Origin of the sequence: Shinella curvata, assembly GCF_022899935.1 — a bacterium.
In the GTDB taxonomy this organism is placed as follows: Bacteria; Pseudomonadota; Alphaproteobacteria; order Rhizobiales; family Rhizobiaceae; genus Shinella; species Shinella curvata.
Genome location: NZ_JALJCJ010000003.1, coordinates 193,637 through 206,532, shown reverse-complemented (window position 1 = coordinate 206,532; position 12,896 = coordinate 193,637). Strand labels below are relative to the sequence as shown.

At 65.5% G+C, this 12,896-nt stretch carries 8 protein-coding genes; 7 read left to right on the top strand and 1 reads right to left on the bottom strand.

What is annotated here, in order from left to right; all coding sequences use genetic code 11:
* Positions 1-157: 157 nt before the first annotated feature.
* The 7 genes from MUU55_RS12495 (at position 158) to MUU55_RS12465 (ending at position 10,563) form a co-directional block, all read left to right on the top strand.
* Complete coding sequence (locus tag MUU55_RS12495; protein ID WP_244761090.1) at positions 158-3,616, top strand: indolepyruvate ferredoxin oxidoreductase family protein; 3,459 nt, start codon at positions 158-160, stop codon at positions 3,614-3,616.
* Between the two features lie 37 nt (positions 3,617-3,653).
* The gene (locus MUU55_RS12490) at positions 3,654-4,802 is read left to right on the top strand and encodes an isovaleryl-CoA dehydrogenase (protein ID WP_244761549.1); all 1,149 of its coding nucleotides are present in this window, start codon (positions 3,654-3,656) and stop codon (positions 4,800-4,802) included.
* Entirely contained in the window at positions 4,802-6,409 is a 1,608-nt protein-coding gene (locus MUU55_RS12485) for a carboxyl transferase domain-containing protein (RefSeq protein ID WP_244761089.1), read from the top strand. Before MUU55_RS12490 ends, MUU55_RS12485 begins: the two co-directional genes overlap by 1 nt.
* A 12-nt stretch (positions 6,410-6,421) precedes the next feature.
* Positions 6,422-6,805, top strand: a complete 384-nt coding sequence (locus MUU55_RS12480) for a RidA family protein (protein WP_244761088.1) — start codon at positions 6,422-6,424, stop codon at positions 6,803-6,805.
* Between the two features lie 74 nt (positions 6,806-6,879).
* Complete coding sequence (locus MUU55_RS12475) at positions 6,880-8,865, top strand: acetyl/propionyl/methylcrotonyl-CoA carboxylase subunit alpha (RefSeq protein WP_244761087.1); 1,986 nt, start codon at positions 6,880-6,882, stop codon at positions 8,863-8,865.
* The gene (locus tag MUU55_RS12470; RefSeq protein WP_244761086.1) at positions 8,862-9,737 is read left to right on the top strand and encodes a hydroxymethylglutaryl-CoA lyase; all 876 of its coding nucleotides are present in this window, start codon (positions 8,862-8,864) and stop codon (positions 9,735-9,737) included. The genes MUU55_RS12475 and MUU55_RS12470 overlap by 4 nt, the downstream gene beginning before the upstream one ends.
* Before the next feature lie 25 nt (positions 9,738-9,762).
* Positions 9,763-10,563 carry a crotonase/enoyl-CoA hydratase family protein gene (locus MUU55_RS12465; RefSeq protein WP_244761085.1) on the top strand — a complete coding sequence of 267 codons (801 nt, stop codon included), beginning with the start codon at positions 9,763-9,765 and terminating at the stop codon, positions 10,561-10,563.
* 246 nt (positions 10,564-10,809) lie between these two features.
* On the opposite strand, the gene pbpC is transcribed toward MUU55_RS12465, so the two are convergent.
* A complete protein-coding gene (pbpC, locus tag MUU55_RS12460; RefSeq protein ID WP_244761084.1) occupies positions 10,810-12,894 on the bottom strand; it encodes a penicillin-binding protein 1C in 2,085 nt (694 codons plus the stop codon).
* Positions 12,895-12,896: the final 2 nt, after the last annotated feature.

Here is a 12,896-nt window from a genome sequence, read left to right as displayed (position 1 = left end):
TAGGATGGCTTTGCATTTGCCGGCCGCTTTTGCGGATGGCATCCCAAAACGATGATTTTTCAGGGTCAAAATAAGGACCCGCTCCTCCCAATCCCTGCGTAAGCTCCTACATTATGGAGGATGGCTTTCGTGGAGGAGGGCCATCGAGGAGGAAGTCATGCTGAAGCAGAGCTTTTCTCTCGAGGACAAGTATACGGCGGAAAGTGGGAGGATCTTCCTTTCCGGCATCCAGGCGCTCGTGCGCCTGCCGATCGTTCAGATGCGGCGCGATCGTGCCGCCGGCCTGAACACCGCCGCATTCATCTCGGGTTATCGCGGATCGCCGCTTGGCGGTTACGACCAGCAGCTGGCCAAGGCCGGCAAGCACCTGGCGGCACACGACATCGTGTTCCGGCCCGGTGTCAACGAGGATCTCGCCGCCACCGCCGTCTGGGGCACCCAGCAGTTGCATCTGTCGCCCGGCGCGCGCTACGACGGCGTCGCCGGCTATTGGTACGGCAAGGGGCCGGGTGTCGATCGCTGCGGCGACGTGCTGAAACATGCCAATGCCGCCGGCACCTCGAAACATGGCGGCGTGCTCTGTTTTGCCGGCGACGACCATTCGGCCAAGTCGTCCTCCATCCCGCACCAGTCCGACCATGCTTTCATGTCGGCGGTCATTCCGGTGCTTTATCCCTCGTCGATTCACGAATTCGTCGAATATGGTCTGCTCGGCACGGCCATGTCGCGCTATTCGGGTTGCTGGGTCGGCATGAAGTTCATTTCCGACACGGTCGAGACGACCGCCTCGGTGGACCTCGCTGGCGAGCGCCGCCAGTTCGTCATACCACAGGATTTCGAAGTACCGCCCGGCGGTCTCAACCTGCGCTGGCCCGATCCGCCGCTGCCGCAGGACGAGCGCCTCCAGACCTACAAGGGCTATGCGGCCATCGCCTTTGCCCGCGCCAACAAGGTCGACGAGGTCACGCATGACGTGCCGCGCGCCCGTTTCGGCATCATCGCCTCCGGCAAGGCCTATGAGGATGTGCTGCAGGCGCTGAAGGAGCTTTCGCTCGGGCCGGCCGAGATGGCCGAGATCGGCATGCGCATCTACAAGGTCCGCATGCCCTGGCCGCTGGAGCCCGAGGGTGTGCGCGAGTTCTCGCAGGGGCTGGAAGAGGTGCTCGTCGTCGAGGAGCGCCGCGAGATCATCGAAAACCAGATCAAGCAGCAGCTCTTCAACTGGCACCACGGCGAGCGGCCGCGCATCATCGGCAAGTTCGATCATGACGATCATGCGTTCCTGCCGCTGTCGCAGGCACTGACGGTCGGCATGGTAGCACGGGCGATTGCCGCGCGGCTCCTGCATTTTGAGTTCGATGCCGGTCTCAAGAAGCTGATTTCGGACGAACTCGCCTATCTCCTCGAGCGTGAGAAGATCCGCAAGACGCATGCCGCGCCGATCGAGCGCGTACCCTATTTCTGCTCCGGCTGTCCGCACAACAGCTCCACCAAGGTGCCGGAAGGCAGCCGCGCCACCGCGGGCATCGGCTGTCACTACATGGTGCAGTGGATGGACCGCGACACCGCGACCTTCACCCATATGGGCGCCGAAGGCGTGCCGTGGTCGGGCATCGCGCCCTTCACCGACGAGAAGCATATCTTTGTCAATCTTGGCGACGGTACCTACTATCATTCCGGCATTCTGGCCGTGCGCCAGTCGGTCGCCGCCCGCGTCAACATCACTTACAAGATCCTCTATAACGACGCGGTGGCGATGACAGGCGGCCAGGCCGTCGATGGGCCGATCAGCCCCGAGGCGGTGACGCGCCAGCTCTTCGACGAGGGCGTCGAGCCGATCTATCTCGTCTCCGACCATCCGGAAGCCTATTCTCCCTCCATGCTCGCACCCGGCACCATCGTGCGCCATCGCGACGAACTGGACCGAGTGATGCGGGACATCCGCGAGGCGCCCGGCTGTTCGGCCATCGTCTACGTGCAGACCTGTGCCGCCGAAAAGCGCCGCCGCCGGTCGCGCGGCCTGATGGAGGACCCGCCGGTCCGCCTGATGATCAACCCCACCGTCTGCGAAGGCTGCGGCGACTGTTCCACCCAGTCGAATTGCGTTTCCGTCGAGCCGCTCGACACGGAACTTGGCCGCAAGCGCAAGATCAACCAGTCGACCTGCAACAAGGACTATTCCTGCCTCAAGGGCTTCTGCCCGTCCTTCGTGACGGTGGAGGGTGGCCGGCTGCGCAAGGCGGCACGCTCAAACCCGGATATGACGAGCATTCCGGAGCCCGACATCGTGAAGATCGGTGACCGGTCCTACAACATCGCCATTGCCGGCATCGGCGGCACGGGCATCCTGACGATCAGCGCCATCCTCGGCATGGCCGCCCATCTCGACGGCAAGTCGCCGATGATTTTGGACATGGCCGGTCTCGCCCAGAAGGGCGGCGCCGTCATGAGCCACCTGCGGATTGGCCTGCATGATCAGGACGTCTCCTCGCCGCGCATCATCACCGGCGGTGCGGATCTGCTGATCGCCGCCGACGATGTGGTCGCCTCCTCGAAGGATGCGGTGACGCTCTGCGACCATCACCGTACGACGGGGGTGATCAACACGCGGCTGACCCCGGTCGCCGATTTCGTGCGCAAGCGCGATTTCGACTTCCGCCGCCGCGATGTGGAAAGCACGGTGCGCGCGGCACTGCGTGAAGCCTCCACTCTGCTCGATTTCACGACAGTTGCCGAAAAGGTCGCGGGCAATGCCATGGCGACGAATATCCTGATGACCGGCTATGCCTGGCAGAAGGGGTTGATCCCGCTCACCCGCCAGTCGATCGAACAGGCGATCGCGCTGAACGGCGTGGCCGTCGACGCCACGCTCTCCGCCTTCGGCTGGGGCCGCCTCATCGCCGCCGATCCCGTCCGCGCTGAACGCCTGCTGCATCCCGGCAAGCCCGTCGCGACGCTGGAGACGATGCCGACGGTGGACCTGATCGCGCATCGCGAAAAGCACCTGACCGCCTATCAGAATGCAGCCCTTGCCGGCCGCTACAGGGCGCTGGTGGAGCGTGTGCGGGATGCGGAAAAGGCGCTCGGCCCGGATGATCGGCTGGTGCGCACGGTGGCCCATGTCTACGCCCAGCTCCTTGCCTACAAGGACGAATACGAGGTCGCCCGGCTCTTCACCGATCCGGCCTTCAAGGCCGGTCTCGCCGAGCAGTTCGACGGCAATTACAAGATCGCCTTTAACCTCGCACCCCCATTCCTGAAGGTTGAGGATGCCAATGGCCGGCCGCGCAAACGCCGCTTCGGCCGCTGGATGCTGCCGGCCTTCGGTATGCTGGCCAACCTCAAGGGCCTGCGCGGCACGGCCTTCGATCCGTTCGGCCGCACCGCCGAGCGCCGCATGGAGCGCCAGCTCATCGCCGACTACGAGGCCTTGGTCGCGCATGTGCTGCAAGGTCTTCGCCGCGACAATCTCGATGCCGCCGTTGCGCTTCTTTCGCTTTACGGTGAGATCAGGGGCTACGGTCCCGTCAAGGAGGAGGCGGCAAAGCGCGTAAAGGCGCGCGAGGCCGAAAAGCGCGCGGCTTTCGGCAGAACAGAAGAAAAGGCAATCGCCTGACGATTGTATTGGGAGAGTGGACATGTACGACGCCGGCATGAGCTTCGGGCTTGGAGAGGATATCGAGGCGCTCAGGGAAAGCGTGCGGCGTTTTGCGACGGATCGCATCGCGCCCCAGGCCGCCGAAATCGACCGAAGCAACAATTTCCCCATGCCGCTCTGGCGCGAAATGGGCGATCTCGGCCTGCTCGGTATTACGGCCCCCGAAGGGCTCGGTGGCTCCGGCATGGGCTATCTTGCCCATTGCGTGGCGATGGAGGAGATCAGCCGCGCCTCGGCCTCGGTGGGCCTCAGCTACGGCGCCCATTCCAATCTCTGCGTCAACCAGCTCGTGCGCAACGCATCGCCGGCGCAGCGCGAAAAATACCTGCCGAAGCTGATTTCCGGCGAGCATGTCGGCGCGCTCGCCATGTCCGAGCCGGGGGCGGGCTCCGACGTGGTCTCGATGAAGCTGCGTGCCGACAAGCGCGGCGATCGCTATGTGCTGAACGGCAACAAGATGTGGATCACCAACGGGCCGGATGCGGATGTGCTGGTGGTCTATGCCAAGACTGATCCGGAGGCCGGTTCGCGCGGCATCACCGCCTTCCTCATCGAAAAGGGTTTTAAGGGCTTTTCGACCGCCCAGAAGCTCGACAAGCTCGGCATGCGCGGCTCCAATACCGGCGAACTCGTCTTCACCGATTGCGAGGTGCCGGAAGAGAACGTGATGGGCACCGTCGGGCGTGGCGTGAATGTGCTGATGTCCGGCCTCGACTATGAGCGCGTCGTGCTCTCCGGCGGCCCGCTCGGCATCATGGCCGCCTGCCTCGATGTGGTCGTGCCCTATATCCATGAGCGCAAGCAGTTCGATCGGCCGATCGGCGAATTCCAGCTGATGCAGGGCAAGGTCGCCGACATGTATGTCGCGCTGAACGCCTGCCGCGCTTACGTCTATGCCGTTACCGCCGCCTGCGACCGTGGCGAGACGACGCGCAAGGATGCCGCCGGCTGCATCCTCTATTCCGCCGAGATGGCGACTAAGCTGGCGCTCGAGGCGATCCAGTCGCTCGGCGGCAACGGCTATATCAACGACTACCCGACCGGCCGCCTGCTGCGCGACGCCAAACTCTACGAGATCGGCGCCGGCACCTCGGAAATCCGCCGCATGCTGATCGGCCGCGAAATCTTCCAGGAGACGCTGTGATGCCGGTCATCCCCTCGGCCGTGAACACCCGCAGCGCGGTCTTCGAGACCAATCAGAAGGCGATGCTCGATGCATTGGCTTTGGTCGAGGATGCGGCCGGCCTCGCCATGGATGGCGGCGGAGCGAAGGCGCGGGAACGCCATGTTGCGCGCGGAAAACTGCTGCCGCGCGACCGTGTTGCGCAATTGCTCGATCCCGGCTCGCCCTTCCTCGAAATCGGTCTCACGGCCGGCCACGGCCTCTATGACGGCGCCTCGCCCTGCGGCGGTATGATCGCGGGCATCGGCCGGGTTTCCGGTCGCGAATGCATGATCGTCTGCAACGATGCGACGGTGAAGGGCGGCACCTACTATCCCATCACCGTGAAGAAGCATCTGCGCGCGCAGGAGATCGCGGCGGAGAACAGGCTGCCCTGCATCTATCTCGTCGATTCCGGCGGCGCGAACCTGCCGAACCAGGACGAGGTCTTTCCCGACCGCGATCATTTCGGCCGCATCTTCTACAATCAGGCGCAGATGTCCGCATCCGGCATTCCGCAGATTGCCGTCGTCATGGGCAGCTGCACGGCGGGCGGAGCCTATGTGCCGGCCATGAGCGACGAAACCGTCATCGTCGAGAACCAGGGCACGATCTTCCTCGCTGGCCCGCCGCTGGTGAAGGCCGCGACGGGCGAGGTCGTCACGGCCGAAGATCTCGGTGGCGGTGACGTGCACACCCGCCTTTCCGGCGTCGCCGATCATCTCGCCCGCGACGACCGCCATGCATTGGCTATCGCCCGGCAGATTGCCGCCAATCTTAATACGCGTAAGCCTGAGGTTACGAAATCCGGCGATGGCGATGCGCCGCTCTACGACCCGGAGGAACTGCTCGGCATTGTGCCGGCCGATACGCGCAAACCCTATGACGTGCGCGAAGTGATCGCCCGTGTGGTTGATGGCTCGCGTTTCGACGAATTCAAGGCCCGCTTCGGCACGACGCTGGTCTGCGGCTTTGCCGCCCTACATGGCCTGCCCGTCGGCATCATCGCCAACAATGGCGTGTTGTTTTCCGAGGCGGCGTTAAAGGGCGCGCATTTCATCGAGCTCTGCGTCCAGCGCGGCATTCCGCTTGTCTTCCTGCAGAACATCACTGGCTTCATGGTCGGCCGAAAATACGAGGCGGAGGGCATCGCCAAGAACGGCGCCAAGCTTGTGACCGCCGTCGCGACGGCGAACGTGCCGAAGCTTACGGTGCTGATCGGCGGCTCCTACGGTGCCGGCAACTACGGCATGTGCGGGCGGGCCTATTCGCCGCGTTTCCTCTGGACCTGGCCGAATAGCCGTATCGCCGTGATGGGTGGCGAGCAGGCGGCCGGAGTGTTGGCGACCGTCAAGCGGGAGGGGATCGAGCGCACGGGCGGCAGCTGGAGCGGCGAGGAGGAGGCCGCCTTCAAGCAGCCGACCATCGACATGTTCGCCCGCCAGAGCCACCCGCTCTACGCGTCGGCACGGCTCTGGGACGACGGTATCGTCGACCCGCGCAAGACCCGCGACGTGCTGGCGCTCTCGCTTTCGGCGGCGCTGAATGCGCCCATCGAGCCCACCCGTTTCGGCATCTTCAGGATGTAGAGGAGGCAAGTCATGAACCGCGAAACCATCAATGCCAAGAATGCACCCGCCCCGCGCGGCGGCTATTCGCAGGCCGTGAAACTCACGGATTTCAAGGCGCTGCTGTTCATCAGCGGCCAGATTCCGGTGTCCGACGACGACAAGGTGCCGGAAAGTTTCGAGGACCAGGCGCGGCTCGTCTGGCGCAATATCGACGCGCAGCTGAAGGCGGCCGGCATGTCGAAGGCCGATCTCGTCAAGGTGACGACCTTCTTGGCAGACCGGCATCATACCATGGCGAATCGAGAGATCCGCAGCGAGTATCTGGGTGCCGTCGCACCGGCGATGAGCGTCGTCATCGCCTCGATCTTCGATGAAAAATGGCTGCTCGAAGTCGAGGCCATCGCCGCACAATAGTTTGTTTGTCGCGATTTCGGATGCAGAACGCTCAGACGCTTGTGCCGGAATCGCCTTTGAAAGCCGAAGCTCGGATGTTCAGGAAAATCCTCATCGCCAACAGAGGCGAGATCGCCTGCCGCGTCATCCGCACCGCGCGGCGCATGGGTGTCGCGACGGTCGCCGTCTATTCGGATGCCGACCGCGCGGCGCTGCATGTCGAAATGGCCGACGAGGCCATCCGTATCGGTCCGGCCGAGGTGGCGAAAAGCTATCTGAACATCGCGGCTATCATCGCCGCAGCCAGGGCGAGTGGCGCCGACGCCGTGCATCCGGGTTACGGCTTTCTTTCGGAAAATCCCGATTTCGTGGAGGCGGTGGAAGCTGCCGGCCTGGTCTTCATCGGCCCCTCGGCCAGCGCCATCCGCGCCATGGGCCTGAAGGATGCCGCCAAGGCTCTCATGGAAAAGGCCGGCGTGCCCGTCGTGCCCGGCTATCACGGAGACAGGCAGGATGCCGCCTTCCTGGCGGATGAGGCGGCGGCGATCGGCTATCCCGTTTTGATCAAGGCGCGCGCCGGCGGCGGCGGCAAGGGCATGCGGCGGGTCGAGCAGCCGGCGGATTTCGCCGCCGCGCTCGAAAGCGCGCGGCGTGAGGGGGAGAGCGCCTTTGGCGACGGTCGCGTGCTCGTCGAAAAATACATGGCGAAACCCCGCCATATCGAGGTGCAGGTCTTTGGCGACGGGCACGGCAATGTCGTGCACCTGTTCGAACGCGATTGCTCGTTGCAACGCCGCCACCAGAAGGTCATCGAAGAGGCCCCGGCTCCCGGCATGACGGTGGAGATGCGCGACAGCATGGGAGCTGCGGCCGTGCGTGCGGCGGCCGCGATCGGCTACAGTGGCGCGGGCACGGTGGAGTTTATCGCCGACGTTTCCGAGGGGCTCAGGCAGGATCGCTTCTATTTCATGGAGATGAACACGCGCCTGCAGGTCGAGCATCCTGTGACCGAGGCGATCACCGGCCTCGACCTTGTGGAGTGGCAGTTGCGCGTCGCGGCCGGCGAAGTCTTGCCAAAGCGCCAGGCGGAGCTTGCGATAGACGGCTGGGCCTTCGAGGCGAGGCTCTACGCGGAGAACCCGGCGCGCGACTTCCTGCCGGCGACAGGGCGCCTTTCCGTCTTCGACCTGCCGGAAAGCGCGCGCATTGATTCCGGCGTGCGCGCCGGTGATGTCATTACGCCCTTCTATGACCCGATGATCGCCAAGGTCATCACCCATGGTCGTAGCCGCGCGGAGGCGCTGGCCAGGCTCGAGACGGCGCTGGAGCAATGCCGTGTCGGCGGGGTGGCGAGCAATGCCGGTTTCCTCGTTCGCCTCTGCCGCCATCGGGCCTTTGCCGCCGGCGACGTGGATACGGGTTTGATCGGCCGGGCCGGCGAGACCCTGTTTGCCGATCCCGAGGCGCCGGAGGAAGCCTTTGCGCTGGCGGCCCTTTCCGCCCTCGGGTTTCTCAAGCCTTCCGCCAGCCCCGATCCCTGGGGCCGAATCCGCGGTTTCCGGCTCTGGGGCGAGCCTGCGCAAACCCTCTTTCTCGACCATGCCGGTGCCGAACATGCCGTGAAAGTCACGACGCTCGGCGAGGAGCGTTTTCGCATAGAGCACAACGATATCGAAATGGAAATCCGCGTGCACTCCACCGACGGTCGCGCGGTTCGGGTGGATTTCGATGACCATAGCCTTGCGGCGACCGTGCATCGCGACCGCGCCGATATCGACGTCTTCTTCGGTGGGCACGGACATGCCTTTGCGATTGCGGAAGAAGCCGGCCGTCACGACGAGGCGGCAGCGGGCGGGGACCGGCTTGTCGCGCCGATGCCCGGTCTCGTGCGCATCGTTGCGGCGCAGCCGGGCGCGCGTGTCGCCAAGGGCGATGCGCTCGTCACCATGGAGGCGATGAAGATGGAGCTGGTGCTGGCCGCGCCGCGCGACGGCGTGGTGGCGATCGTGCCGGTGGCAGTGGGCGATCAGGTGGCGGAAGGCGCGTTGCTGTTCTCCCTGGAGCCCGAGGAGGCGGCATGACCGGGCGCATCGACATCGTCGAAATGGCGGCCCGCGACGGGTTGCAGAACGAAAAGGCGATCATCCCGACCGCCGACAAGATCGCGTTGATTGACCAGCTGTCCGATTGCGGCTTCAAGCGCATCGAGGCAACAAGTTTTGTCAGTCCCAAATGGGTGCCGCAGCTCGCCGATGGCGCCGCGGTCATGGCAGGCATCACGCGCGGCCCCGGCATTTCCTACGCGGCGCTGGTGCCCAACATGAAGGGCTATGAGGCGGCGAAGGCGGCCGGCGTGAACGAGGTCGCCGTCTTCCTCTCGGCGTCCGAAGGTTTTTCGCGCGCTAATCTCAACTGCTCGATTGCCGAAAGCGTCGAGCGTGCCCGGCCCGTCGCGGAAGCGGCGAGGGCGGATGGCATCCTGCTGCGCGGCTATGTCAGCTGCGTCGTGCAATGCCCCTATGACGGACCGGTGGAACCCTGCGCGGTGGCGCGGGTGACGGGGCAGTTGCTGCGGCTGGGCTGCCATGAGGTAAGTCTCGGCGATACGATCGGCCGTGCGCGCCCGACGGAGGTGGCGGCCATGCTGGATGTGGTGCTCGCCGTCGCCTTCCCGGAAAATCTGGCGGGCCATTTTCACGATACGAACGGCCTGGCGCTCGACAATATCCGCGTGGCGCTCGATCATGGGCTGACGGTTTTCGACGCCTCGGTCGGCGGCCTCGGGGGCTGCCCCTACGCGCCGGGTGCGCGTGGCAATGTGGATACGCTCGCCGTCGCCGGCATGCTGGCGGCGATGGGCTATGAAACCGGTCTCGATGTTGAGAAACTGGCCGCCGCCGCAGCCTTCGCGCGGCGGATCGCTGGCAAGGGCGATATTCGCAAACGTGCCTAGGCTCATTGGAGTGGAGGAGGGCGCCATGAATTTCGAAACCATCTCTGTATCCGTCGATCGCCGCGGCGTGGCGGCCCTGACGCTCCGCCGCCACGCGCAGCACAATGCGCTGTCGGGCCTTATGATCCGCGAACTCACGGCCGTTGCAGGCCTGCTTGGCGGAGACAGGGCGGTGCGCGTCGTCGTGCTGACGGGCGAGGGCGAGAGCTTTTGCGCCGGCGGCGATCTCAACTGGATGAAGGAGCAGATTGCCGCGAGCCGCGAGGCGCGCATCGCCGAAGCACGCCGCCTCGCCTTGATGCTCAAGGCGCTGCGCGACCTGCACAAGCCGCTGATCGCGCGCGTCAACGGCCAGGCCTATGGCGGCGGTGTCGGCTTGATCAGCGTCTGCGATGCAGCGATTGCCGTGGAGGGCGCGCGTTTCGGGCTGACGGAAACCCGGCTCGGCCTCATCCCGGCAACGATCAGCCCCTATGTCGCCGCCCGCATCGGCCCCGCGGCCTTCCTGCGCTTTGCGACGTCCGCACGGCTGTTCGATGCGCCGACGGCCCGCGACATCGGCCTCATCGGCGGCGTCGTGGCGCCTGAAGCGCTGGACGAGGCAATCGAAGCAGAGATCAAGCCTTATTTCGCAACCTCGCCGGAGGCCGTTGCGGCAACGAAGGCGCTCGCCCATGCGCTGGCCTCGCCGATCGACGACACCGTGATCGAGATGACGCTGACGCGGCTTGCCGATACCTGGGAAACGCCGGAAGCGACGGAGGGCATCGCGGCCTTCCTGGAAAAACGCAAGGCGAACTGGGTGCCTGCCGATACGGCGAAGTGATGGCGAGGGCTTGGTATGGCCCTCACCCCAATCCACTCTCTGTAAGCGAGGAGAGGGGACGTGTCCCGTTTGAACGTGGAGTGTTCAGAAAGCCGTGCGGCATGGGCTTTGGCTCCGATCGCGGCAAAGCTAAAAATATGAGCACGGTATTGCCGTTTTCTCCTTCGCTCTCTGGGGAGAAGAAGACGTGATGTGCGCCCGCGCTTATAGGGAGAAGATGCCGGCAGGCGGATGAGGGTAGACTTGTTATTCGATAAATACCCGCACACTGGCCGCCCGCCCGGCTGCATCGATCACCGTCAGCGTCGAGAAACCGGCGCCTTCCGGCATCCATTGCGTGGTGCGCCGGCGCGAGGCCTCCGGCAGCACCTCGCCGTTGGCAAGCCAGCGAAAGGGCGCGCGGCCGCCCTGGAGTTTCAAGACGAGGGGTGAGATGTCACTGCCTTTTGTGGCGCCGAGCTCGACGGAAGCACCTTCGGGCGGATAGACGATCTGCGGTGCCGGTTCCCGCGCGACCACCGTGACCAGACCGTTTGCCGTCGTCGAGAAGCGGCGCAGGCTGGCGGGCAGTTCGGACTGCGCGATACGCAGTGCCCCGGCCGGCGCGCGGGGAAGCGCCGTGATGGCAATGCCGGAACGCGAAAAGGCTTCGAAGAGGATCGGGGCTGCGGCGCCGTAGCCGGTCAAGCCAGGCACGGCACCGTTGTCGGCCCGGCCGACCCAGACGCCGAGCACATGGCGGCCGTCGTAACCGACCGACCAGGCATCGCGGTAGCCGTAGCTCGTGCCGGTCTTGTAGGCGATGCCGAGGCGGCGGCTGCCGGTCGGCGGGGTGACGCCGGATAGGGCGTCGGAAACCTGCCAGACGGCGACAGGATCGAGCAGCGGATCGCCAACGATCACCTTGGCATCACCCGTGATGCCGTCGCCGAGCTGCACGGGCATGCCGCGATTGGCGAGCGCCGCATAGAGCTGGGTGAGGTCGCGAAGCGTGATGCCGAGGCCGCCGAGGCCGATCGCGAGGCCCGGCGTCTCGCCCGGCGGCAGCTCGGGGCGCACCTCGGCGCGGCGAAAACGCACCATCAAACGCGTCGGGCCGACCGCTTCGAGCAGGCGCACGGCGGGCACGTTGAGCGACAATTGCAGTGCCTTGCGCACGCTGATATCGCCCTGATAGGTCATGTCAAAATTGCGCGGCCGGTAGCCGGAGAAATCGGCGGGGCGGTCCTCGACGATGGTTTCCTGCGCGACGAGGCCCTCTTCGAAGGCAAGGCCGTAGATGAACGGCTTCAGCGCCGAGCCGGGCGAGCGGCGGATGCGCGTCATGTCGATCCAGCCGGCGCGGCTGCCGTCGAAATAATCTGCCGAGCCGACCTCGCCAAGAATATCGCCGGTGCGGGCATCGGCCATCACCATGGCGATGGAGATTTTCGGACCCAGCCGTTCGGCCGCCTCGCGGGCGACGGTCTCAAGGCCGTCCTGCACCGTGCGGTCGAGCGAAGTCTCGTGCTTGATCGCCTTCGGGTCCTTGCGCAGCGCCAGTTCCGAAAGATGGGCGGCATAGGAGGGAAGCTGGCGGCGGCGGTCCGGCACGGCTTCGAGGCCCGCGCGCTCCGCTTCACCCTCGCCGATGACATCCGAGACGGCAAGGCGGGTCAGCACGCGCTCGCGTGCCTTTTCCGCGGCGGCGCGGTGGCGGTCGGGGCGGCGTTTTTCCGGCAGCTGCGGCAGGGCGACGAGCAGGGCGGCTTCGGCCACCGAAAGCCGCTTCGGCTCCTTGCCGAACCAGGCGAGGCTTGCGGCGCGCACGCCCTCCAGATTGCCGCCATAGGGGGCGAGCGTCAGGTAGAGATCGAGGATTTCGGCCTTGGAAAGCCGGCGCTCGAGCTGGATGGCGCGGGCCATCTGGCGCAGCTTGGCCGGTAGCGAGCGGCTTTCACGCGGCTCGATCAGCCGGGCGACCTGCATGGAGAGCGTGGACGCACCCGAGACGATGCGGCCATTGCCGATGAACTGGCCGGCGGCACGCAAGAGTGCCCAGGGGTCGATGCCGCCGTGCGCGTTGAAGCGCCGGTCCTCGTAGGCCACCAGCATGCGCAGGAATTGCGGGTCGACATCGGCGGCCGTGGTCTTCAGCCGCCAGTGTCCTTCCGGCGTGGCGAAGGCACGCAGCAGGCGGCCATCGCGGTCGAGTACTTCCCTGGAGACGGCTTCCGCCACCGCGATCGGCGGCGGATAGGCGCGGTCGGCATAATCGAGCCCGAATGCGAGGGCGGCAATCGCTGCCGCCCCGCCGAGGGAACCGATCAGAAGTTTGCGCCACAGCGCCATCG